Here is a 21,745-nt window from a genome sequence, read left to right as displayed (position 1 = left end):
GATTGCCTGAGCATCAGGAGACCTCGCCCATGTACATCGCCATGAACCGCTTCCGCGTCACCAAGGGATCGGAAGCCGCCTTCGAGCAGGTCTGGCTGTCGCGCGACACGCACCTGGACAAGGTGCCCGGCTTCGTCGAATTCCATCTGCTGCGCGGGCCCGAGCTCGAGGACCACACGCTGTATGCGTCGCACACCGTGTGGGCGAACCACGCGGCGTTCGACGCCTGGACCAAGTCGGAAGCGTTTCGCGCGGCGCATGCCCGCGCCGGCGACAACAAGCCGCTCTACCTCGGTCATCCCCAGTTCGAGGGTTTTGAGGTGATGCAGACGGTCGGACGCGGCGCCAAATAGCGCGCCGTACCCGGAACGTCAGCCCTTCGTAATCTTGTCGATCTCGGCGAGATCCTCGGCCGTGAGCTGCCAGGCGATCGCCTTGACGTTCTGCTCGACCTGCTCGACGCGGGTGGCGCCGGCGATCACGCTCGACACTTGCGGACGCCCGGCAAGCCAGGAGAAGGCGAGCTCGAGCATCGAATGGCCGCGCGCCCCGGCAAAGGCCTGAAGCTTTTGGACGACGTCCTCGTTGCGCGGCGTGACATAGCGGTCGCGCAGCGCCGGCACCTTGCCGAAGCGCGTGTCGGCGGGCGCTGTTGCGCCGCGCTGATACTTGCCGGTGAGCAGGCCGCTCGCCAGCGGGAAGAACGGCAACAGGCCGAGCTTGTACTCCTGCGCGGCGGGCAGCAGATCCTTCTCGATGTCGCGGACCACGAGACTGTATTCGTCCTGCGCCGAGACGAAGCGGCTGACATTCATCGCGCGCGCGGTGAACTCGGCTTCCGCGATCCGCCACGCCGGAAAGTTGGAATGGCCGATGTAGCGGACCTTGCCCTGGCGGACGAGATCGTCGAGCGCGCGCAGCGTCTCGTCCAGCGGCGTCAGCGGATCGTAATCATGCTGCTGGTAGAGATCGATGTAGTCGGTCTTGAGCCGTGTCAGGCTGGCCTCGACCGCGCTCATGATGTAGCGGCGCGAAGCGCCCTGCTTGGTGCCGTCGGTCGCCATGGGCTTGGAATATTTGGTGGCGAGCACGATGTCCTTGCGGCGGTCGCCGAGCACCGTGCCCAGCACCGTCTCCGAGCCGCCCATGCCGGCATAGATGTCGGCGGTATCGAACAGCGTGATGCCGAGGTCGATCGCCCGATGGATCACCTTGCGCGAGGTTTCCAGATCGGTGCGCTGGCCGAAATTGTTGCAGCCGAGCCCGACCGCGGACACGCGCAGGCCGGAGCCGCCGAGATTACGAATTTCCATGGGAGATCCTGTCAGACGAGAGCAGGCGGCCATTGTGACCGCGGTGCACTGCAGCGGCAAGCGCCTGCCTGCGTTGCAGCCATGCGACACGGAACTGCGGACAAAAAATGCGGCCCCTGTCAGACGCGGCGACTGACGGGGACCGCTTGGGCGCTTGATCGGTGACGGGGGCCTGATCAGACGCAGCTACACCCTAATTCCGGTGTGTTACGCGCCGGTGACAGCTGGAGTTATCCACAGGCCCGAAAAATCAGAAGATCTTGCGATAGACGATGAAGCCGGAGCGTTCCGCGACCTTGTCGTACAGGCTCTGCGCGGTGGTGTTGGTCTCGTGTGTCTGCCAGTAGACGCGCGGCGAGCCCGCGAGTTTTGCGCGCTCGTAGACGCCGTAGATCAACGCCGAGGCGACGCCCTTGCCGCGCGCGGCCTCCAGCGTGAACAGGTCCTGCAGATAGCACGATGGCTCGATCGCGGTGGTGCTGCGGTGGAACAGATAGTTGGTTATGCCCAGCAGCTTGCCGTCGCTCTCGGCGACCAATCCATGCACCGGCTCATAGGCATCGAAGAAGCGCTGCCAGGTCATTGCAGTAATTGCCGGCGCAAGCGCGGTCGGACCGGAGCGGCCGTAGAAGGCGTTGTAGCCGTCCCACAGCGGCAGCCATTGATCGTAGTCCTGCCGGGTGACGAAGCGAATGGTGAGCGACATCTGGGAAATCCGCGGGTCGATGATGCGATGAGGCATCCTTCATACGGGATGATGGCGGTGCGGATCAATCGTGCTGCCAGGCGATCACTCCGCGACGCGCAAATAGCGGATCAGCTTGCGTCCGGTGGGATCGCGCAGCGAGCGATAGTAATCGGCGCGGGCGGGCGCGTCGGTGTGGCGCACGAGGTCGGTGACCGGCGTGTAGCTCAGCATGCGGCCGCCATCGGGCAGCGCGGCGCAGACGAAGCGCAGCACCTCGCCGTTGCGCAAGGCGATATTGATCGGCGTGGCGTCGCCGGTCCGCACCATCTCCATGCGCTGCGCGATGAAGACGCCGAGCTCGTCCTCCGGCAATTCGAACGCGCCGGTGTCGCGGCCGTGATACATCAGCGCGATGAAGGGCGGCTTGTCGTCGGCCATCTCGTCCGGCAGCGCGAAATAGTCGCGGAATGCGCGGTTGATGAATTCGGCACGGGTCTCGGCGTCGAGCAGCACGATGCCGATATCGACCTGGTCGAGCGCGGCCGATAGCCGCCCTGCGGTGGCGTGGTTGCGTCGCTCGGCCGCGAAGGCATCGAGTAGCCGCTCGCGCATCAATCCGGTGATGGCCGCGGTGCCGGTGGTCGTCAGCGCGAGCAGGCAAAGCTCCACAAGATCGCTTGCGGCAAAGCCTGGCGCGGTGCGATGGCTGAGCGCGAGCAGCACGGCGCCGATCACGGCGATGATGGCGCTGCCGAGTGCGGATGCAAAGCCGGAGAGCGAACCGGCCAACGCCACGATGCCAACGAACAGCGGCGCAAGCGAGAGAGCGGCAGCATGGCGATCGAGCAGGATCGCCAGCAATGCGATCGCTGCCGTCAGCACGGGACCGGACATGGCACGCCATCCGAACCGCATGGGGCCTCGCTCATTCCTCCCTGAACGAGATAAGGCCGTCAGACTGTCCCATGGTTGCACAAGCGCAATCCGGTTTCGCGCAATGCGCTTAAGCGGCGCTTGCGGGCGTGCGCAAAGCTTTCGGATGATTTTAGACCAAATGCGCGTGCTCGATGCGCTGCTGCAGCGCGGGCGCGTTCAGGGTCGATGTCCCCGGACTCCTGCGGGTGCCGACGAAAATCAACAGTGACGCTGCGACCAGGATGGCCGCCGTCAGGGTGATTGCAACGATGACCACAGGCGATTTCATCGGCGTCCCGTCACGATGCCGTCAGGCGCGGGGCCGCGCGGCACCTTGAAGACATTCCGCGATGAAACGGGGATCAGACCGGTAGACCCATCGCCATGGTTGCCTTGGTCGACAGCACTGTCAGGGTGACGATCAGGCAAAGCGAGACGGCGGCGACGGCGAGCGAGGCCGCAACCGCGTTGGTCAGCCGGGAAGACGAGACGGTATCGGTTTGGCCCTGAAAGCCGACCGTGCCGGACGCCCGCATCATGGGTCTAAATCCTTCAACGTGCGAGCGAATCACCCGCGACGCCGAACAATCTCACAATTTCAACCGGCAATATTGGGGCGGCAATTGCTATGAACATGGCGGGATTTGGGCAAAGGTTAACGCCATGCCCGCTATTTCTTAACGCTCCCCTGGTTTTCAGGCCCCGGCGGCGATGCTGGCGGGGTCGTCGATGTCGGCGGGACGCCAATCCATAGCGACGAAGCCGGGCGCGGCCTCGACGCGCTTCAGCCAGTCCCGGATCGCCGGGAAGGGTTGAAGGTCGAAGTCGCAGCGGTCGGCGAGATGGGTGTAGCCGTACAGCGCGATGTCGGCGACCGTGAGCTGGCGGGCGGCGAAATAGTCGCTGGTCTTGAGGTGGTTCTCCATCACCTGGAGCGCGCCATAGCCGCGCTCCATCCAGTCCTCCAGCGCGTGGGTCTGCAGGTCGCGGCCGCCCTTGACCAGCGACAGCCAGAAATAGGCGGCGCCGATGTTCGGCTCGAGCGCGTGCTGCTCGAAGAACATCCATTGCAGCGCCTCGGCGCGATCGATCCGGTTCTCCGGCGCGAGCGGCGTGCCGACGGCGACATACCAGAGGATGGCGTTGGACTCGGCGAGATAGCGGCTGTCGCCGACCTCGAGCAGCGGCACTTGTCCGGACGGATTCTTTGCCAGGAAGTCCGGCGTCTTGCTCTCGCCGCGCAGAATGTCCACCTCGATCGCTTCGTAAGGTACGTTCAGCAGCGCCAGCGCAAGGCGGACCTTGTAGCTGTTGCCCGAACGTTGCATCGAATAGAGTTTGTACATTCTGGGAGGTCGATTCCGAAGGATGGGCAAAGGACGGAAAGGCGCAGCGCTTGTTGCCCCGCACCGCGGCTAAACAATGATGCCGATGCGAATCCGCCGCAAGGGCTCGGCAATAGAAAAACTCGAAAACCCTACCGCACTGCAACGGCAGGAAAGATCATGTTCGCGCGGCGCTGCAAATCAGGTCACGCTTGCGTCAACATGCACGACTCATCGCATCGCGCAATCGTGTGCAAAGCGGGTGATGGGGCACGACCTCGCTCCGCGCTAACCGCGGGTCTCGCGCGTCAGGACGCTATCAGTCTTGTGGCGCCTGCGCGGCTCCAAAATTGCTCCGAGGACAAGCCTTTTCGGATATGAGGGGTTTGCCCGGCAAAGTTGCGGAAAATTGCGAAAATCGAGGCCTCGGCCGCGCGAAATTCGTAAACTTTCCGGAGATCGGACCGAAGTTTCTTGCGGTGCAGCGGCACACGTTTTAGGGTGTCTCCATTCCCACAATCAGAGTCGTGAGCCAAAGGGTTCACGACGCTTGTCAGGAGATGACGATGTCCTTCCTTGCCGCTGCGCTCGACCGTGTGAAGCCGTCCGCGACCATCGCGGTCACGGATAAAGCACGCGCGCTGAAAGCGGCGGGCCGCAACGTCATCGGCCTCGGCGCCGGCGAGCCCGACTTCGACACGCCCGCCAACATCAAGCTGGCGGCGATCCGCGCCATCGAAGCCGGCAAGACCAAGTACACCGCGGTCGACGGCATCCCCGAGCTGAAGGACGCGATCATCGCGAAGTTTCAGCGCGAGAACGGCGTCGCCTACAAGCCGAACCAGATCATCGTCGGCACCGGCGGCAAGCAGGTGCTCTACAACGCGCTGATGGCGACCATCAATCCGGGCGACGAGGTGATCATCCCCGCGCCGTACTGGGTCAGCTATCCTGAAATGGTGGCGCTCGCCGGCGGTGAGCCGGTGCCGGTTGTCTGCACCGCGGCGACCGGTTTCAAGCTCGGCGCCGAGGCGCTCGAGCGTGCGATCACGCCGAAGACCAAATGGGTGATCCTGTGCTCGCCGTCGAACCCGACTGGCGCGGCCTATACGCGTGCCGAGCTGAAGGCGCTCACCGATGTCCTCGTCAAGCATCCGCATGTCTGGGTGATGACCGACGACATGTACGAGCATCTCGTCTATGACGACTTCCAGTTCACCACCGTCGCGCAGGTCGAGCCCAGCCTCTACGACCGCACGCTCACCGTGAACGGCGTGTCGAAAGCCTATTGCATGACCGGCTGGCGCATCGGCTATGCCGGCGGCCCGGCCCAGCTCATCAAGGCGATGTCGACCATCCAGTCGCAATCGACCTCGAACCCGTGTTCGATCGCGCAATGGGCTTCGGTGGAAGCGCTGAACGGTCCACAGGATTTCATCCCCGCCAACAACAAGGTGTTCAAGGAGCGCCGCGACCTCGTCGTCTCCATGCTCAACCAGGCCAACGGCATCGAGTGCCCGCGCCCCGAGGGTGCGTTCTACGTCTATCCGTCCTGCGCCGGTACGATCGGCAAGAAAGCGCCGTCGGGCAATGTGATTGGAAACGACGAGCAGTTCGTCACCGAGCTGCTGGAGACCGAAGGCGTTGCCGTCGTGCAAGGTTCCGCCTTTGGCCTCGGTCCGGCATTCCGCATCTCCTACGCCACCAAGACCTCGGACCTCGAGGATGCCTGCAAACGCATCCAGCGCTTTTGCGGCAATCTCCGCTAAGCTTGCAGGTACGATCCGGTATGAAAGGGCCCGCGCAAAGCGGGCCCTTTTTCTTTCACATCCGCGCGATCTGGCACGCCTACAACTATTGTGGCATAGAACGCCGAGCGGTTTCCTGCCGCTCCCTCCCTGCTCGCATCACATTCATCGCCGGAGACATTTCATGCGCCGCTCACTCCTTCTCGCCGGGCTCACCGCAGCGAGCCTCGTTGCCTCCGTCGTGGGCGCCAGCGCACAGTCGTCACGGCTGGTGCAGGTCGGCGTGCTCGAATGCCGCGGCGGCGCCAGCATCGGCTTCGTAGTGGGATCGGTCACCAATCTCGGCTGCGTGTTGCGCGTCGATGGCATGCCCGAGGATCGCTACGTCGCGACGATCCGCAAAGTGGGAATCGATCTCGGCATCACCCAGGAGACGGCGCTCGCCTGGGGCGTATTCGCGCCGGTCAACCGGCTCGGCCCCGGCGATCTCTCCGGCAATTACGCGGGCGCGCAGGGCAGCGCCTCGGTCGGCGTCGGCCTCGGCGGCAACGTGCTGGTCGGCGGCTCCAACAATTCGATCGCGCTTCAGCCGCTCAGCGTGCAGGGCCAGGTCGGCCTCAACGTCGCGGCCGGACTCGAAAGCCTGGAACTCCGTCCGGGCCGTTAAGTCGCGCCAGCGGAGGTGTTGCGTTCACCTCTCCCGCTGGGGAGAGGTGGAACACCAACCGTTAAGCCTTGATCGAACTAACGACGCACCGCAGCGACGTTTGACGCTTGCCAAATCTCGGGGACGGGCAGAGCATCTGCGTTTGCCGACCCAATCATGGGCCGAGCTCCAACCAAGGAGGCGGCGAAATGGGACAAGACGTCAGAAGTCCCCGAGGTCCACGGTGCATTGCGCTGGTGGGCCCTTTCCAATCAGGTAAAACCACACTGCTCGAAGCGATCCTGGCGCGGACGGGCGCAATCCCGCGCGCCGGCAGCGTCGACGCCGGTACGTCGGTGGGCGACGCCACACCTGAGGCCCGTCATCACAAGATGACCGTCGGGCTCACTGCTGCCACCACGAGTTTCATGGGCGACAGCTATACCTTCCTGGATTGTCCCGGTTCCGTCGAGTTCGCCCATGACATGCGCGCCGCGCTTCCCGCGGTCGACGCCGCCATCGTGGTCTGCGAGGCCGACGAGAAGAAGCTGCCGCAGCTTCAGATCATCCTGCGCGAGCTGGAGGAGCTGAAGATCCCGCGTTTCCTGTTCCTCAACAAGATCGACCGCGCCAACAAGCGCATCCGCGAGTCGCTCGCAATGCTCCAGCCCGCCTCGCGCGTGCCGCTGGTGCTGCGCCAGATTCCGATCTGGAAGGGCGAGCTGATCGAGGGCTTTGTCGATCTCGCGCTGGAACGTGCGTTCATCTATCGCGAGCACAAGGCCTCCGAAGTCATTGCGCTCGACGGCGGCAATCTCGATCGCGAGAAGGAGGCCCGCTTCTCGATGCTGGAGAAGCTCGCCGATCATGACGACGCGCTGATGGAGCAATTGCTGGAGGACATCCAGCCGCCGCGCGATGCGGTGTTCGATGACCTCGCCCGCGAATTGCGGGATGGGCTGATCTGTCCTGTGCTGCTGGGTGCGGCCGCGCGAGAAAACGGCGTGTTGCGTCTGATGAAGGCGTTGCGTCACGAGGCGCCTGATATCACCGAGACCGCAAAACGTCTTGGTGCGCCGGCAAGCAAGGACGCGCTCGGCTTTGTGTTCAAGACGTTGCATTCGCAGCACGGTGGCAAGCTGTCGCTGACGCGGTTGCTCGCCGGCCATCTCGACGACGGCGCGACGCTGCAATCCTCCTCCGGCGGTGCGAGCCGCATCTCCGGCATTCTCGCCGTCAGCGGCGCTTACGACAGCAAGCGTGCATCGGCCGAAGCCGGCGACACCGTTGCGCTCGCCAAGCTCGACGCAGTCAAGACCGGCGACACCGTCTCGAGCGGCAAGACCGCGCCGGCTGCGCTGAAAGCCTCGGAGCCGACGCCGCCGGTGCTTGCCATCTCGGTTGCGGCCACCGACCGCAAGGACGATGTCAAGCTCGGCCAGGCCTTGATGCGATTGCACGAGGAGGATCCGTCCCTCGTCATCGTGCAGAATGCCCAGACCCACGACACCGTGCTGTGGGGACAGGGCGAGATGCACCTGCGTGTCGCCAGCGAGCGGTTGAGCGACCGCTTCGGCGTCAAGATCACCTCGCATCCGCCCGCGATCGGTTACCAGGAGACCATCCGCAAACCGATCACCCAGCGCGGCCGCCACAAGAAGCAGTCCGGCGGTCACGGCCAGTTCGGCGATGTCGTGCTCGACATCAGGCCGCTGCCGCGCGGCGAGGGCTTCAAGTTCGCCGAGAAGGTCGTCGGCGGCGCGGTGCCGCGCAATTATATTGGCGCGGTGGAAGAGGGCGTCGTCGACGGGCTCGCCCGCGGCCCGCTCGGCTTCCCCGTCACCGATTTGCAGGTGACGCTGACGGACGGCTCCTATCACAGCGTCGATTCCTCCGACCTTGCCTTCCGCACGGCAGCGCGCGTCGGGCTCAACGAGGGTCTGCCGCAGTGCCAGTCGGTCTTGCTGGAGCCGATTCACGTGGTCGAGATCGTCTGTCCGACCGACGCCACCGCCAAGATCAACGCGATCCTGTCGGCGCGGCGCGGCCAGATTCTCGGCTTCGACACCCGCGACGGCTGGAGCGGCTGGGACTGCGTCCGCGCTATGATGCCGGAAGCCGAGATCGGCGAACTGATCGTCGAACTCCGTTCCGCCACCGCCGGCGCCGGCAGCTTCACGCGCCAGTTCGACCACATGGCAGAAGTCACCGGCCGCGCCGCCGACCAGATCATCGCCGCGCATCAGCACGCGGCGTGACACCCCTACCGAAGTAAGGATCATCCCTCTCTCACGTCCCTCTCCCCGCAAAAAAGCGCGGAGAGGGAGTGTTTTTGCTTGACTATATTTGATGTATTTTACATCATTGTATATGTTCAGGATATCACTTATAAGCGTTGATACGTGAGGCCAAGGTGATCACGTCATTTCAGATGCGGGCAGCCCGGGCGCTGCTCGGCATTGACCAGAAAACCTTGGCGGAACTCGCGGGCGTTTCGCTGCCGACCATCCAGCGGATGGAGGCGAGCACCGGCAACGTTCGCGGCGTCGTTGAGACCTTGATGAAGGTCGTCGAGGCGTTCGACCGGGCCGGCGTCGAGCTGATCGGCGAGCAGGCGCGCAGCGAAAGCGGCGGACGTGGCGTTCGGCTCAAGGAACCTGGGCCGCCGCGTCTGGTGGGAGCGTGATCCCGCGATGATCATGCTCGAGAGCAGGTTGAACTAGCGCATCGTTGCGGCCCGCACGATGCATCGGAGCGTTGTGGGGCATGAGCATCACAGGCGAACACGCAGGCAAGCTGCAACAGCTTCGTCGACCGACCTTTACCGAACTCTATCTGCCGAAGCTCGTGACCGTGTGGCGCGAGGGCTATGGCTTGGCGGATCTCCGCGCCGATGTGTTCGCAGGCCTTACCGTCGCGATCGTCGCGCTGCCGCTGTCGATGGCAATCGCGATCGCCTCGGGCGTCACGCCGGACCGCGGCCTCTACACCGCGGTGGTTGGCGGCTTCATCGCGTCGCTGCTCGGCGGCAGCCGGTTCCAGATCGGTGGACCGGCCGGCGCCTTCATTGTGCTGGTTGCAGCGACCGCCGATCGACACGGCGTCGACGGCGTCATCCTCGCCACCCTGATGGCGGGGCTTTTCCTGATCGCCGCCGGCTTCCTGCGCATCGGCACCTATATCAAGTTCATTCCCTATCCCGTGACGGTCGGCTTCACGGCCGGCATCGCCGTGATCATCTTCGCAAGCCAGCTCCGCGATCTCTCAGGGATCACGCTGGCAGGCAAGGAGCCCAGCGAATTCGTTTCGAAACTCGCGGCGCTGGCCGGAGGCCTGCACACCGTCAATCCGTCGGCGCTTGTAGTCGCACTCGTCAGCATTGGCATCATCGCTTTCTTGCGGCGCTGGCGGCCGTCCTGGCCCGGCATCCTGATCGCAGTCGTGCTCGCGGCGATCGCGAGCGCCGTGCTGTCGCTGCCGGTCGAGACCGTCGGATCGCGCTTTGGCGGCATTCCGCGCGAATTGCCGTTCCCGGCACTGCCGGCATTTTCGCTTGCGAAGGCACAGGCGGTGCTGCCGGATGCGATCGCGTTCGCGCTGCTGGCCGCGATTGAATCGCTGCTTTCCGCGGTGGTCGCCGACGGCATGACCGGACGCCGACACCGCTCCAATTGCGAGCTCGTCGCGCAAGGCGCGGCCAATATCGGCTCGGCGCTGTTCGGCGGCATCTGCGTCACCGGCCTGATCGCGCGCACCGCGACCAACATCCGCGCCGGCGCACGGGGGCCGCTGGCGGGCATGCTGCATTCCGTCTTCCTGCTGCTGTTCATGCTGATCGCGGCTCCGCTCGCAAGCTACATCCCGCTGGCCGCGCTCGCCGCCGTGCTGGTGGTGGTGGCCTGGACCATGGCGGAGAAGCACGAATTCGCCACGCTCCTGCGCTCGTCCTGGGGCGACGCCGTCGTGCTGCTCGCAACCTTCCTGCTCACGATCTTCCGCGACCTGACCGAAGGCATTCTGGTCGGATTCGCGCTCGGCGCGGTGTTGTTCATTCATCGCATGTCGGAGATGACTGATATCGAGGAGCGCGCGCCGCTGGTGGCCGCCGACCGTCCCGATGACGGCAATGGCGAGCGCGTTCCTTACGATCCCGCGCTTGCGGTCGATCGCGACGTGCTGGTCTATCGCATCACCGGCGCGTTCTTCTTCGGCGCGGCCGCGGCAATCGGCAACGTGCTCGACGGCGTCGCCGACACGCGCAAGGGCATCGTGGTCGATTTCGCCGCGGTGCCGTTCCTGGATTCGACCGCGGCAAACGTGCTCGGCCGCGTCGCCGCCAAGGCGCACCGCCAGGGCATCAGGCTGTTCATCACCGGCGCCTCACCCGCCGTCCGACGTGCGCTGCTCACCCACGGCGTCACGCCGCCTCGCGCGCGCTATCGCGCAACCATCGAGCGCGCGGTCGCCGATATCAAGGGCGTGCGAGGTGCAGTTGCCCCCGTCGCCGACGAGACCGTGAGCTAGCAGCCTGATCATCACTGTGGCGCCGGCGCGCTTGACAGGACCGGCCGGACGCGAAATGGATCGCCCTCGAACACGACCCGAGGGAAGGATGACCACGCCCAAGGCTCCCGCAGCCTGTTTGATCGGATGGCCGGCCGCGCATTCGCGCTCGCCGCTGATCCATCATTATTGGCTGCGCACGCTCGGCATCGAAGGCGGCTATGTCATCGAGGCCGTGCCGCCGGATGATTTGCGCGATTTCGTGCTTCGGCTGTCGCTGCGCGGCTTTGTCGGCGCCAATGTCACCATTCCGCACAAGGTCGGCGTGCTCGAACTGTCGACCCCCGATGCGCGCGCCAAGGCCGTGGGCGCCGCCAACACGCTGTGGTTCGAAGACGGCGAACTGCGTTCGACCAATACCGATGTCGAGGGCTTTCTCGGCAATCTCGACGCCAGCGCGCCTGGCTGGGACAAGGCCGGGGAGGCGCTGGTGCTGGGGGCGGGCGGCTCCTCGCGCGCGGTCGTGTTCGGCCTGCTCGAACGCGGCTTCACCAATGTCCATCTTGCCAACCGCACCCTGGCGCACGCCGAGGCCCTTGCGACGCAGTTCGGACCGAACGTGCTTCCGCTGGCCTGGGATGGGATCAGCGACGTCCTGCCGCGGGCCAAGCTTCTCGTGAACACGACCTCGCTCGGCATGCATGGCCAGCCTGCGCTCGCGGTCGATGTGGCGCGGCTGCCGGAAGCCGCCGTCGTCGCCGACCTCGTCTATGTTCCCCTGGTGACGCCGTTGCTCGCGGCCGCCAGGGCCCGCGGGCTGAGGACCGCCGATGGGCTCGGCATGCTCCTGCACCAGGCGGTGCGCGGCTTCGAACTCTGGTTCGGCCAGCGGCCTGAAGTGACCGCCGAGCTCCGCGCGCTGGTCCAGGCCGATCTCACAAAGACTTGAGAGAATAGTGCGTCGTCTCCGGCGTTCTATCCCGCGGGGACAATCGGAGACATCAATGACGATCCAACGTGCCAATTTCACGCGCCCGCTCATCGCCGTCGCGATGGTGGCTGCTTCAACCTTTGCCGCCGTGGCGCAAAAGGCGCCGGTGCCGACCCGCGTTCGCGGCACGATCGAGAGCGTCGACGGCGACATGCTGCAGGTCAAGTCGCGCAGCGGCGAGGACGTCAAGCTGCATATCGCCTCCGACGCGCGCGTCGTCGGCGTCACCAAGATCTCGCTGGCCGACATCAAGGTCGGCTCCTTCGTCGGCGCCACCACCGTGCCGGGGCCGGATGGCGGCAACAATGCCGTCGAGGTGCATGTGTTTCCGGAGAGCATGCGCGGCACCGGCGAGGGCTCGCGGCCCTATGATCTCAAGCCTAATTCCAGCATGACCAACGCCACGGTGTCGGAGAGCGTGGTCGGCAATGACGGCCATACGCTGCTGGTGAAGTACAAGGACGGCGAGAAGAAGGTGTTCGTCTCCGATATGACACCGGTCGTGACCTTCGTTCCCGGCGACAAATCGGAACTCAAAGCCGGCGCCCAGGTCATCGCCTTCATGAAGCAATTGCCCGACGGCTCGTTCGAAACCAACCGCGTCAGCGTCGGCCGTGACGGCCTGACCCCGCCGATGTGATCGGGCGAGCATGATCCGGAAAAGTTGCAGCGGTTTTCCCTCGCGACAAACGCGGAACGCGTTTGCGCGGAGATCATGCTCAAAAAATTGAGGGAATAGCGACGGTCAGACGGGGTTTGCCGTGTGATCGTCGCAAACCCTGAAGGGGACAATCATGGAAATGCTGAACAACTGGATGCCGCGCACCGTCGCGGCTGCGTTCGTCGCCTGTATTCTGACATCAGCGGTCTCGGCGCAGCAGGCGCCGACCGTCCGCATCCGCGGCACCATCGAGAGCGTCGATGGCAACAATTTCGGCATCAAGACGCGCGAGGGCAGCGACGTGAAGGTGAAGATGACCGACAACGTCGCCGTCTTCGCAGTGGTGAAGACGCAGCTCTCCGAGATCAAGGAAGGCTCCTATATCGGCGTCACCGCCATGCCCGAGCCCGACGGCACGCAGAAGGCCATTGCCGTCCACATCTTTCCGGAGAACCAGCGCGGCGCCGCCGAGGGCTTCCGTCCCTGGGACGCCCGCGCCAATTCCACCATGACCAACGCCACCGTGGCGCAGACGGTGAAGGGCACCGACGGCCAGAACATCACGGTGAAATACAAGGACGGCGAAAAGAAAGTCGTGGTGCCGCCTGACACTCCGATCGTCACCTTCGTCGCCAGCGACAAGTCGGAAGTGAAGCCGGGCGCCAAGCTGATCATTTTCGGCGCCGCGAAGAAGGACGACGGCACGCTGGAAGCCAACCGAGTGAATGTCGGCCGCGACGGCGTGACGCCGCCGATGTGAGCGAGCACTGAACTTGTAGGGTGGGCAAAGGCGCACTTGCGCCGTGCCCACCATCTTTATCTATTACGCGGAGTTGGTGGGCACGCTTCGCTTTGCCCACCCTACGGCAGCGCCGTTGCGGCTACACCGCAATCACGTGATCGTCGATCTCGTCGATCCGGTTGACGCCGCACAGGCCCATCGTGGTCAGCAGCTCTTTCTGGATGATGTCGATCGCCTTGGCGACGCCGGCCTGGCCGCCGGCGCCCAGGCCATAGGCATAAGCGCGGCCGATCATGCACGACTTGGCACCGAGCGCGAGCGCGCGCATCACGTCCTGGCCGGAGCGGATGCCGCCGTCGAACATGATCTCCATCTTGTCGCCGACCGCGTCCGCGATCTCGGGCAGCACCTCGATCGACGACGGCGCGCCGTCGAGTTGGCGACCGCCATGGTTCGACACCACCAGCGCCTGCGCGCCGGTCTTGGCGGCTTCCTCGGCGTCCTCGACGTCGAGAATGCCCTTGATGATGAGCTTGCCCGGCCAGATGCTGCGGACCCACTCGACGTCCTTCCAGTTCAACGACGTGTCGAACTGCGAAGCGGTCCACTCGGCGAGGCGGTTGAGATCCTCGGTGTTCTTCACGTGACCGGCGATGTTGCCGAAGGTGCGGCGCTTGCCCTGCAGCACACCCGAGACCCAGGCCGGCTTGCTGGCGAAATCCAGGAGCTTCGACAGCGACCATTCGGGAGGCACCGTCATGCCGTTCTTGATGTCGGCGTGGCGCTGGCCGATCACCTGCAGATCGACGGTCAGCACCAGCGCGCTGCATTTGGCCGCCATCGCGCGCTGGATCAGGTCCTTGATGAAGCCGCGGTCTCTCATCACGTAGAGCTGGAACCAGAACGGCTTGTCGACGGCGCCCGCGATGTCCTCGATCGAGCAGATCGACATCGTCGATTGGGTGAACGGGATGCCGGCGGCCTGTGCCGCGCGACAAGCGTGAATCTCGCCGTCGCCATGTTGCATGCCGAGCAGGCCGACAGGGGCGAGCATCAGCGGCATGGTCGAGGGCTCGCCGAGGATCGTGGTCGAGGTGTCGCGCCTGGAGACGTCGACCAGGATGCGCTGGCGGAACTTGATCTGCTGCATGTCCTCGCGATTGGCGCGCAGCGTTTCCTCGGCATAGGAGCCGCGGTCGCAATAGTCGAAGAATGCCTTCGGCACGCGGCGCTTATGCAGCGCGCGTAGATCGTCGATACAGGTAATATGCTTCATGAACGTTCCCCGGCCCGTCTTGTCTTGGGAGTCTTGCGTCGGAAGATTTAGAGGTCATCTAGCATGGTTGGATGCACAGCCAAATCGTTTGCGAGGAGGGCGCCATGACCAAGCCGCACCCGGGGCCTTCGCCTGATAAGATCAAGGAGAAGCAGGCCCTCGACGACGCGCTCGAAGAGGGCCTCGAGGAGACCTTCCCAGCCTCCGATCCCGTCAACGTCACCCAGCCGGCGCCGAGCCGCGAGGACGGTCATGTGAAGCGGAAGGGGTGAGGAGGGTTCCGCCCCATTCCGGCGCCAAAACCGGAAATATAATGTTAACAGTCAGTTACCGGGAACAGGAGTTCCCGGTTCCGTAATGATTCATCATATTTTTTGAAGCCAATTTAGCCGTCCAGGCATTATAAGACCCCCAGCAAATCAGGGATGCGGGGCCTGTTCGGGCACCCGGAGGTTGTCGTGGGGATCCCTGGTTGTTGCGCGTGGGGGACGATGATGAGCCGCAAATATTTCGGGACGGACGGGATCCGGGGCCGCGCGAACGGACTGATCACGCCGGAGCTCGCGCTCAAGGTCGGCCAGGCCGCCGGCCTTGCGTTTCAGCGCGGTGACCACCGCCACCGGGTCGTGATCGGCAAGGACACGCGGCTGTCAGGCTACATGATCGAATACGCGATGGTCGCGGGCTTCACCTCGGTCGGCATGGACGTGCTGCTGGTCGGCCCGATGCCGACGCCGGCGGTGGCGATGCTGACCAAGTCGATGCGCGCCGATCTCGGCGTCATGATCTCGGCCTCGCACAATCTGTTCGAGGACAACGGCATCAAGCTGTTCGGCCCGCAGGGTTTTAAACTTTCCGACGACGTCGAGAAGCAGATCGAACAGCTGCTCGACGAGCCGATCGAGAAGCGGCTGGCGCAGAGCGCGAGCCTCGGCCGTGCCCGCCGTATCGACGGCGTGCATGATCGCTACATCGAATTCGCCAAGCGCACGCTGCCGCGCGATCTCTCGCTCGAGGGCCTTCGTGTCGTGATCGATTGCGCCAACGGCGCCGCCTACAAGGTGGTGCCGGAAGCGCTGTGGGAATTGGGCGCCGACGTGGTGCCGATCGGCGTCGAGCCAGACGGTTTCAACATCAACAAGGATTGCGGCTCGACCTCGCCGGAGGCGCTGTCGAAGAAGGTGCGCGAGATGCGCGCCGACATCGGCATTGCGCTCGATGGCGACGCCGATCGCGTCATCCTGGTCGACGAGCGCGGCCATGTCGTCGACGGCGACCAGCTGCTGGCGGTGATCGCGCAGAGCTGGAAGGAAGACGGCCGCCTCTCGCGTCCGGGGATCGTCGCCACCGTGATGTCCAATCTTGGCCTCGAGCGCTTCCTGAAAGGGCACGGGCTCGATCTCGTGCGCACGCCGGTCGGCGACCGCTACGTGCTCGAGCAGATGCTGAGCGGCGGCTACAATCTCGGCGGCGAGCAGTCCGGCCACATCATCCTGTCCGACTACGCCACCACAGGCGACGGCTTTGTCGCCGCGCTGCAGGTGCTCGCGGTGGTGCAGAAGCTGCGCCGCCCGGTCTCCGAGGTCTGCCACCGCTTCGATCCGCTGCCGCAGATCCTCAAGAACGTCCGCCACAAGGGCGGCAAGCCGCTCGACGATTCCGACGTCAAGTCGGCGATCTCCGACGGCGAGAAGCGCCTCAACGGCCATGGCCGTTTGCTGATCCGCTCCTCCGGCACCGAGCCCGTGATCCGCGTCATGGGTGAAGGCGAGGACCGCATCCTGGTCGAGGACGTCGTCGACACCATCGTCTCGGCGCTGGGCCAGGCCGCGGCGTAGCGGCCTTTCAAACGCGACTGGGGTGGGGTGATCTCACCCTACGATTCCGGACCGGTGGAGAGGGGCCGCGCATCCCAGCCATTTGCGATTGGCAGTGGCCTGTCCGCCGCCATCATCGTACCTAGCAATTCGCGGCAGTCTGCCGCGCCTGCCGGGATGCTGAATTGAACAAGCCTGTCGTCGTCTCAGAGGAAACGCTGACCGAGCCCGTCGTCGTCAGCGACGTCGCTCCCGCTGCCGCCAAAGCCGCGGGGCCGGCTTATATCGTGCTCGCCGGCATCAGCTTCTCGCACTTCCTCAACGACACCATGCAGTCGCTGATCGCCTCGGTGTATCCGATCCTGAAGGACACCTACGCGCTCGACTTCGCGCAGATCGGCATGATCACGCTGGCGTTCCAGTTCACGGCCTCGCTGCTGCAGCCGGTGGTCGGCCACTACACCGACAAGAAAGCGCAGCCTTACTCGCTCTCGGTCGGGATGGCCTCGACCTTCTTTGGCCTGCTTCTGCTGAGTGCCGCGCACCAATATCTCGTCATCCTCGTCGCCGCCGCGCTGGTCGGTCTCGGCTCGGCGGTGTTTCACCCGGAATCGGCGCGCATCGCGCGGCTCGCCTCCGGCGGGCGCTATGGCTTTGCGCAATCGGTGTTTCAACTCGGCGGCAGTTTCGGCACCTCGATGGGGCCGGTGCTCGCCGCCCTCATCGTGGTGCCGTTCGGGCAGGGCAGCATCGCCTGGTTCTCCTCGATCGCGTTTCTTGCGATCGTCATCCTCTGGCGCATCGGCCGCTGGTACGCGCCGCAGATCACGACCAAGAAGGCCGCGCCGCTTCAGGCTCATCCCGATGCGCCGAGCTCACGCCGCGTCGCCGTTGCGCTCATCGTGCTCGTCGCGCTGCTGTTCTCGAAGCAGCTCTACGTCTCGAGCCTGTCGAGCTATTACATCTTCTATCTGATCGACCGTTTCGGCGTGTCGACGCAGACAGCGCAGATCTATCTCTTCATCTTTCTCGCCGCCAACGCGGTCGGCGCGTTCTTCGGCGGTCCCTTAGGCGATCGCTTTGGCCGCAAGATCGTGATCTGGATCTCGATCCTGGGCGCGCTGCCGTTCACGCTGGCGCTGCCCTATGCCGGGCTTTACGCGAGCGCGGTGCTGTCTGTGATCATCGGCCTGATCATCTCCTCGACGACGTCGTCGATTATCGTGTTCGCGCAGGAGCTGGTGCCGCACCGCTTCGGCATGATCTCGGGCGTGTTCTTCGGCGTCGCCTTCGGCATTGGCGGCCTGGGCGCCGCCGTGCTCGGCAAGCTCGCCGATCACACCTCCATCGCCTTCGTCTACCAGGTCTGCGCCTATCTGCCGGCGATCGGGCTGCTTGCGGTATTCCTGCCCAAACTGCCGCAGCACAGGCGTTAACAAACCTTCTTTCGCTGCGCTGCGGCTTCATACATCGTTAGCAATTGCGGCGAGCACCTGCCGCATTTTTGCAACGCTTGCGCCGCATCCGCGTGTGCGCTCAGAAAAAATCAACCTTAAAAATTAGGGTTAAGTGGCGCTTAAGCATTTGCTGCCATCGTCCGCCTGTGAGTTTCCAGAACGTGAGGCATCTGCATTTTGTCTCACCGGCCATAAGGACGAAGCCAATGCGTAGCGTTAAGTCTCTCCTTGCCGCGGGTGCGGCGTCACTGATCTCGTCGATGGCGTTTGCCGCCGATATGCCGATCGCGGCTCCGCCCCCCATGTACGCGCCGCCCGCCCCGCCCGCCGATTTCGGCGGCTGGTATCTGCGCGGCGACGTCGGCATGACCAACCAGAGCGCCAAGAGCATCGACGGCAACGTCGCGCCCGGGTTTACGAAGACCACGCAGGGTCTCGGCTTCGACTCGTCCCCGCTGTTCGACGTCGGTGTCGGCTATCGCTTCAACAACTGGTTCCGCACGGACGTGATCGGCCAGTACCGCGGCAAGGCCAATCTGCATGGTGCAGACCAGGTCATTGGGCCCGGCTTCGTCGGTTCCGACAACTACAGCGGCAGCAAGTCCGAGTGGGTCGTCATGGCCAACGCCTATGTCGATCTCGGCACCTGGTGGTGCATCACCCCGTTCATCGGTGCCGGTGTCGGCGGCTCCTACAACAAGATCAGCGGCTTCCGTGACGACGGGATTGCGTATCTCGCCGCGCTCACCCCGACCCCGAGCGCCAGCGTCGCTTACTTCGCCGACAACGGAAAATGGAACCTCGCCTGGGCCGCTCACGCCGGTCTTGCCTACAAGGTCAACCCCGGCTTCACCGTCGAACTGGCCTACAGCTACATGAACCTCGGCGACGCGGCGCCCGGCAACTTCCGCCTGTTCGACAACAGCGCGTCCGGCCCGACCTCGATCAAGCTCAGGGATCTGACCTCGCACGACGTGAAGCTCGGCGTGCGTTGGGATCTCAGCAGCCCGCCGGCTTACGTGCCGCCGCCGCTCGTCACCAAGGGCTGATCGCAAGCCTCAATCGCTTAACGTCTCTTAACGGCGCGGGATCATCCCGCGCCGTTTTGCTTTGCATTTTTTTCATGGCGCGCGGCGGCGAAAACGTCAGACGCAACCATTGGTTAAGGTTAACGAGCCATGATCACGCTGAAAAGTTCGAGTTCGATGGAGCGTTGCAATGCGTAGGCTTTGGTTGGTGGCGGCGGTGTTCGGATCTGTGTCCGCCGCACACGCGGCCGACATGCCGGATCTGCCCGTCCTGCGCGGCGGCTTCACCGACGGTCTGTCCAAGACGACCCACAATTGGGACGGCGCCTATTTCGGTGTCAACGGCGGCTACACGACCGACGCGACCGATTTCAGCCAAAGCGTGGTCGGCCTGACCAACTTCATCTTCCGCGACAGCGTGCTGCAGCAGCCGACTGCAAGTTGGTCGCTCATGAACAAGACCAACACGCAGAGCACCAATTTTGGCGCCTTCGTCGGCCGCAATTGGCAATGGTACGATGCCATCATGGGTCTCGAGGGCACCTACAGTTACTTCAACAATCTCTTGACGCTCACGACGGGCTCCAACTCGCTCACGATCGTCAACCCGCCCGGCGATCAGCATGCCGCAAACGTCACCGACAATTACGATGTGACATTGACCGGTACCGCCACGGCGAAAGTCAAGGACATGATCTCGCTGCGCGGCCGCGTCGGCTGGGACGGCGGCGATTTCATGCCCTATGCTTTCATGGGCGCCGCGGTGGGCCGAATGGACGTGTCCCGCTCGGTGACGAGCACGGTGGATTTGCGTCAGGACGTGACGAACTCGGTGGTCGTCAACAACGTCACGGTAACGAACACCACATTCGGATCGCCGCAACCGGTTCCGGCGCAGTCGCAATCGCAGATTCAGCACCGGACCAACGCCTTCGCGGTGGGCTGGACCGCGGGTCTCGGCGTCGAGTATTGCATCTGGGACGGTCTGTTTGCCCGCGTCGAATACGAATACGTGAAATTCTCGCCGGTCATGAACACCTCGGTGACGCTGAACAATGCGCGCGTCGGGCTCGGCTACAAGTTCTGACACGGCTTCGCTGCGTCGCGGTTGACAGGTTCATTGCGGCCTGATGCTCTGTCGCCTCAGATGGGGCGGCGGCGATGCAGATTTACGGCGACAGCAATTCCGGCAATTGCCTGAAGGTGAAATGGGTGTGCGATCGTCTCGCATTGCCCTATCGCTGGATCGAGATCGACACGCGCAAGGGCGAGACGCGCACGCGGCAATTTTTGGCGATGAACGGCGCCGGCCAGGTGCCGACTGTCGCCTTCGACGACGGCCGCACGCTCGCGCAGTCCAACGCCATCATCCGCTATCTCGCCCGCGATAGCGCACTCATTCCGCGCGACGCCTTTGCCGCCGCCAAGATGGACGAATGGCTGTTCTGGGAGCAGTACAGCCACGAGCCCTATATCGCGGTGTGCCGTTTCCAGATGGTCTATCTCGGCAAGTCAGTCTCCGAGCTCGATCCTGACAAGGTCAAGCGCGGCTATGTGGCGCTTGACCGCATGGAGGCGCATCTTGCCGCTGTCAGCTTCTTTGCCGGTGAGGAGGTTTCGCTCGCGGACGTCTCGCTGCTCGCCTATACGCGTGTCGCGCATGAAGGCGGCTTCGATCTCGACCGTTATGCGGCCATCCGCCGCTGGGTCGGCGAGGCCGAGGCGTTTCTCGGCCTTCCGTCTGCGCGCTGAGCCCGGAGCGTTCGTCGATGAATGACAAGTCAGTTTCCATCCGCCCCGCACGCCGCGAGGACGTCGCGGCGATGATCGCCATGCTCGCCGATGACCATCTCGGCCGCGCCCGCGAGCGGTTGGCGAATCCGTTGCCCGAGATCTATTACGAAGCGTTCGAACGGGTCGAACGCAACCCCAATCTCCAGCTTGTGGTCGCCGAGAGCGAGGGCAGGGTGGTCGGCTGCCTGCAACTCGCACTTCTGCCTGGCATCAGCTCGCAAGGTGGCATCCGCGGATTGCTCGAAGATGTCCGCGTCGCCTCTGATTGCCGCAGCCGCGGCATCGGCGAAAAGCTGGTGCAATGGGCGGTCGCCGAAGCCAAGGCACGCGGCTGTGTTCTGGTCGAATTGCTGACGCATTCGAGCCGCGTCGATGCGCAGCGCTTCTACAAGCGGCTCGGATTTTCGGCCAGTCATGTCGGCATGACTGTGCGGTTTTGATGCAGCTCGCAATGACCATTGTGCGATCAACGAAATCCGATCGCGCGTTCGTTCATCTTAACAGCTGATAAACTAACCCTTGGTCGTTCACGTGGATCGAGGAACGAACGGTGCTACGCCCGCGTCGGACACCGGGCTCGGTCGGTTCGGGGATTTCAATGACAAGCTATTCCATGATCAAGGTCGGCAACGATTACGTTGTGCAGGCCAATGACAAATGCATTTTGAAAGTCGGCAGCCGCCGCCGCGCTGCGCAATTGATCAGCGAGGCCACGGACTTGCTGAACGCGCTGGCGCCTGTCGTATCCCCAGATATTGCCCCGGACGAACCATCACTCCCCCGTGAGGCTCCTGAACTTTCTTGACTGACCTTCCCGATTCCCGTATCAGCCGCGGCGGGA

24 protein-coding genes are annotated in these 21,745 nt (G+C 64.1%); 17 read left to right on the top strand and 7 right to left on the bottom strand.

The window, feature by feature from the left end:
- The first annotated feature begins 29 nt into the window (after nt 1–29).
- Entirely contained in the window at nt 30–353 is a 324-nt protein-coding gene (locus XI06_RS35655; RefSeq protein ID WP_237864438.1) for an antibiotic biosynthesis monooxygenase family protein, read from the top strand.
- Nucleotides 354–371: 18 nt separating this feature from the next.
- On the opposite strand, the gene XI06_RS35650 is transcribed toward XI06_RS35655, so the two are convergent.
- The 6 genes from XI06_RS35650 to XI06_RS35625 all read right to left on the bottom strand — a co-directional run bounded on the left by XI06_RS35650 (nt 372) and on the right by XI06_RS35625 (nt 4,262).
- Nucleotides 372–1,313, bottom strand: coding sequence for an aldo/keto reductase (locus XI06_RS35650; protein WP_271607431.1), 942 nt, complete (start codon nt 1,311–1,313; stop codon nt 372–374).
- Nucleotides 1,314–1,563: 250 nt separating this feature from the next.
- The gene (locus tag XI06_RS35645) at nt 1,564–2,019 is read right to left on the bottom strand and encodes a GNAT family N-acetyltransferase (protein WP_237864436.1); all 456 of its coding nucleotides are present in this window, start codon (nt 2,017–2,019) and stop codon (nt 1,564–1,566) included.
- Nucleotides 2,020–2,103: 84 nt separating this feature from the next.
- Complete coding sequence (locus tag XI06_RS35640; protein ID WP_237864435.1) at nt 2,104–2,916, bottom strand: PAS domain-containing protein; 813 nt, start codon at nt 2,914–2,916, stop codon at nt 2,104–2,106.
- Nucleotides 2,917–3,046: 130 nt separating this feature from the next.
- Nucleotides 3,047–3,205, bottom strand: a complete 159-nt coding sequence (locus XI06_RS35635; RefSeq protein ID WP_237864434.1) for a hypothetical protein — start codon at nt 3,203–3,205, stop codon at nt 3,047–3,049.
- A 73-nt stretch (nt 3,206–3,278) separates the two neighbouring features.
- Nucleotides 3,279–3,455, bottom strand: a complete 177-nt coding sequence (locus XI06_RS35630) for a hypothetical protein (RefSeq protein ID WP_164933646.1) — start codon at nt 3,453–3,455, stop codon at nt 3,279–3,281.
- 156 nt (nt 3,456–3,611) lie between these two features.
- Entirely contained in the window at nt 3,612–4,262 is a 651-nt protein-coding gene (locus XI06_RS35625; RefSeq protein ID WP_237864433.1) for a glutathione S-transferase family protein, read from the bottom strand.
- A gap of 545 nt (nt 4,263–4,807) precedes the next feature.
- On the opposite strand from XI06_RS35625, the gene XI06_RS35620 reads away from it, so the two are divergent.
- The 8 genes from XI06_RS35620 to XI06_RS35585 all read left to right on the top strand — a co-directional run bounded on the left by XI06_RS35620 (nt 4,808) and on the right by XI06_RS35585 (nt 13,550).
- Nucleotides 4,808–6,010 (top strand): pyridoxal phosphate-dependent aminotransferase, encoded by a 1,203-nt coding sequence (locus XI06_RS35620; protein ID WP_209960265.1) that lies wholly within the window; start codon nt 4,808–4,810, stop codon nt 6,008–6,010.
- 163 nt (nt 6,011–6,173) lie between these two features.
- Entirely contained in the window at nt 6,174–6,656 is a 483-nt protein-coding gene (locus tag XI06_RS35615; protein ID WP_237864432.1) for a DUF992 domain-containing protein, read from the top strand.
- Nucleotides 6,657–6,844: 188 nt separating this feature from the next.
- Nucleotides 6,845–8,893: an elongation factor G gene (locus XI06_RS35610; protein ID WP_271607430.1), complete on the top strand. Its 2,049-nt coding sequence runs from the start codon at nt 6,845–6,847 to the stop codon at nt 8,891–8,893.
- A gap of 155 nt (nt 8,894–9,048) precedes the next feature.
- Nucleotides 9,049–9,321 carry a helix-turn-helix domain-containing protein gene (locus XI06_RS35605; protein ID WP_237864430.1) on the top strand — a complete coding sequence of 91 codons (273 nt, stop codon included), beginning with the start codon at nt 9,049–9,051 and terminating at the stop codon, nt 9,319–9,321.
- An 80-nt stretch (nt 9,322–9,401) separates the two neighbouring features.
- Nucleotides 9,402–11,159: a SulP family inorganic anion transporter gene (locus tag XI06_RS35600; protein ID WP_237864429.1), complete on the top strand. Its 1,758-nt coding sequence runs from the start codon at nt 9,402–9,404 to the stop codon at nt 11,157–11,159.
- 88 nt (nt 11,160–11,247) lie between these two features.
- Nucleotides 11,248–12,087 carry a shikimate dehydrogenase gene (locus tag XI06_RS35595; protein WP_271607429.1) on the top strand — a complete coding sequence of 280 codons (840 nt, stop codon included), beginning with the start codon at nt 11,248–11,250 and terminating at the stop codon, nt 12,085–12,087.
- 55 nt (nt 12,088–12,142) lie between these two features.
- A complete protein-coding gene (locus XI06_RS35590) occupies nt 12,143–12,769 on the top strand; it encodes a hypothetical protein (RefSeq protein WP_271607428.1) in 627 nt (208 codons plus the stop codon).
- Between the two features lie 160 nt (nt 12,770–12,929).
- Nucleotides 12,930–13,550 (top strand): hypothetical protein, encoded by a 621-nt coding sequence (locus tag XI06_RS35585; RefSeq protein WP_442869489.1) that lies wholly within the window; start codon nt 12,930–12,932, stop codon nt 13,548–13,550.
- Between the two features lie 121 nt (nt 13,551–13,671).
- Here XI06_RS35585 and XI06_RS35580 read toward each other — a convergent pair whose 3' ends face one another.
- Nucleotides 13,672–14,808 carry an alpha-hydroxy acid oxidase gene (locus tag XI06_RS35580; protein WP_237864426.1) on the bottom strand — a complete coding sequence of 379 codons (1,137 nt, stop codon included), beginning with the start codon at nt 14,806–14,808 and terminating at the stop codon, nt 13,672–13,674.
- A gap of 104 nt (nt 14,809–14,912) precedes the next feature.
- On the opposite strand from XI06_RS35580, the gene XI06_RS35575 reads away from it, so the two are divergent.
- The 8 genes from XI06_RS35575 (at nt 14,913) to XI06_RS35540 (ending at nt 21,709) form a co-directional block, all read left to right on the top strand.
- Entirely contained in the window at nt 14,913–15,080 is a 168-nt protein-coding gene (locus XI06_RS35575; protein WP_237864425.1) for a hypothetical protein, read from the top strand.
- 222 nt (nt 15,081–15,302) lie between these two features.
- Nucleotides 15,303–16,646 carry a phosphoglucosamine mutase gene (gene glmM / locus XI06_RS35570; RefSeq protein WP_237864424.1) on the top strand — a complete coding sequence of 448 codons (1,344 nt, stop codon included), beginning with the start codon at nt 15,303–15,305 and terminating at the stop codon, nt 16,644–16,646.
- 164 nt (nt 16,647–16,810) lie between these two features.
- The gene (locus tag XI06_RS35565) at nt 16,811–18,061 is read left to right on the top strand and encodes an MFS transporter (protein ID WP_271607427.1); all 1,251 of its coding nucleotides are present in this window, start codon (nt 16,811–16,813) and stop codon (nt 18,059–18,061) included.
- A 227-nt stretch (nt 18,062–18,288) separates the two neighbouring features.
- Nucleotides 18,289–19,131, top strand: coding sequence for an outer membrane protein (locus XI06_RS35560; protein ID WP_237864422.1), 843 nt, complete (start codon nt 18,289–18,291; stop codon nt 19,129–19,131).
- A gap of 169 nt (nt 19,132–19,300) precedes the next feature.
- Nucleotides 19,301–20,197, top strand: a complete 897-nt coding sequence (locus tag XI06_RS35555; protein ID WP_271607426.1) for an outer membrane protein — start codon at nt 19,301–19,303, stop codon at nt 20,195–20,197.
- A gap of 74 nt (nt 20,198–20,271) precedes the next feature.
- Nucleotides 20,272–20,862, top strand: coding sequence for a glutathione S-transferase family protein (locus tag XI06_RS35550; protein WP_271607425.1), 591 nt, complete (start codon nt 20,272–20,274; stop codon nt 20,860–20,862).
- Nucleotides 20,863–20,879: 17 nt separating this feature from the next.
- Nucleotides 20,880–21,344, top strand: coding sequence for a GNAT family N-acetyltransferase (locus tag XI06_RS35545; RefSeq protein WP_237864419.1), 465 nt, complete (start codon nt 20,880–20,882; stop codon nt 21,342–21,344).
- A gap of 158 nt (nt 21,345–21,502) precedes the next feature.
- Nucleotides 21,503–21,709 carry a hypothetical protein gene (locus XI06_RS35540; RefSeq protein ID WP_237864418.1) on the top strand — a complete coding sequence of 69 codons (207 nt, stop codon included), beginning with the start codon at nt 21,503–21,505 and terminating at the stop codon, nt 21,707–21,709.
- Nucleotides 21,710–21,745 lie beyond the last annotated feature (36 nt).

Source organism: Bradyrhizobium sp. CCBAU 11434 (assembly GCF_028128895.1).
Lineage (GTDB): Bacteria > Pseudomonadota > Alphaproteobacteria > Rhizobiales > Xanthobacteraceae > Bradyrhizobium > Bradyrhizobium zhengyangense.
This window is presented reverse-complemented; position numbering and strand designations above follow the sequence as displayed.

Bases quoted from the DNA above. Each gene is read 5' to 3' on its own strand.
- XI06_RS35655 (WP_237864438.1), top strand. From the start codon at position 30: ATGTACATCGCCATGAACCGCTTCCGCGTCACCAAGGGATCGGAAGCC.
- XI06_RS35650 (WP_271607431.1), bottom strand. From the start codon at position 1,313: ATGGAAATTCGTAATCTCGGCGGCTCCGGCCTGCGCGTGTCCGCGGTC.
- XI06_RS35645 (WP_237864436.1), bottom strand. From the start codon at position 2,019: ATGTCGCTCACCATTCGCTTCGTCACCCGGCAGGACTACGATCAATGG.
- XI06_RS35640 (WP_237864435.1), bottom strand. From the start codon at position 2,916: ATGCGGTTCGGATGGCGTGCCATGTCCGGTCCCGTGCTGACGGCAGCG.
- XI06_RS35635 (WP_237864434.1), bottom strand. From the start codon at position 3,205: ATGAAATCGCCTGTGGTCATCGTTGCAATCACCCTGACGGCGGCCATC.
- XI06_RS35630 (WP_164933646.1), bottom strand. From the start codon at position 3,455: ATGATGCGGGCGTCCGGCACGGTCGGCTTTCAGGGCCAAACCGATACC.
- XI06_RS35625 (WP_237864433.1), bottom strand. From the start codon at position 4,262: ATGTACAAACTCTATTCGATGCAACGTTCGGGCAACAGCTACAAGGTC.
- XI06_RS35620 (WP_209960265.1), top strand. From the start codon at position 4,808: ATGTCCTTCCTTGCCGCTGCGCTCGACCGTGTGAAGCCGTCCGCGACC.
- XI06_RS35615 (WP_237864432.1), top strand. From the start codon at position 6,174: ATGCGCCGCTCACTCCTTCTCGCCGGGCTCACCGCAGCGAGCCTCGTT.
- XI06_RS35610 (WP_271607430.1), top strand. From the start codon at position 6,845: ATGGGACAAGACGTCAGAAGTCCCCGAGGTCCACGGTGCATTGCGCTG.
- XI06_RS35600 (WP_237864429.1), top strand. From the start codon at position 9,402: ATGAGCATCACAGGCGAACACGCAGGCAAGCTGCAACAGCTTCGTCGA.
- XI06_RS35595 (WP_271607429.1), top strand. From the start codon at position 11,248: ATGACCACGCCCAAGGCTCCCGCAGCCTGTTTGATCGGATGGCCGGCC.
- XI06_RS35590 (WP_271607428.1), top strand. From the start codon at position 12,143: ATGACGATCCAACGTGCCAATTTCACGCGCCCGCTCATCGCCGTCGCG.
- XI06_RS35585 (WP_442869489.1), top strand. From the start codon at position 12,930: ATGCTGAACAACTGGATGCCGCGCACCGTCGCGGCTGCGTTCGTCGCC.
- XI06_RS35580 (WP_237864426.1), bottom strand. From the start codon at position 14,808: ATGAAGCATATTACCTGTATCGACGATCTACGCGCGCTGCATAAGCGC.
- XI06_RS35575 (WP_237864425.1), top strand. From the start codon at position 14,913: ATGACCAAGCCGCACCCGGGGCCTTCGCCTGATAAGATCAAGGAGAAG.
- glmM (WP_237864424.1), top strand. From the start codon at position 15,303: ATGAGCCGCAAATATTTCGGGACGGACGGGATCCGGGGCCGCGCGAAC.
- XI06_RS35560 (WP_237864422.1), top strand. From the start codon at position 18,289: ATGCGTAGCGTTAAGTCTCTCCTTGCCGCGGGTGCGGCGTCACTGATC.
- XI06_RS35555 (WP_271607426.1), top strand. From the start codon at position 19,301: ATGCGTAGGCTTTGGTTGGTGGCGGCGGTGTTCGGATCTGTGTCCGCC.
- XI06_RS35550 (WP_271607425.1), top strand. From the start codon at position 20,272: ATGCAGATTTACGGCGACAGCAATTCCGGCAATTGCCTGAAGGTGAAA.
- XI06_RS35545 (WP_237864419.1), top strand. From the start codon at position 20,880: ATGAATGACAAGTCAGTTTCCATCCGCCCCGCACGCCGCGAGGACGTC.
- XI06_RS35540 (WP_237864418.1), top strand. From the start codon at position 21,503: ATGACAAGCTATTCCATGATCAAGGTCGGCAACGATTACGTTGTGCAG.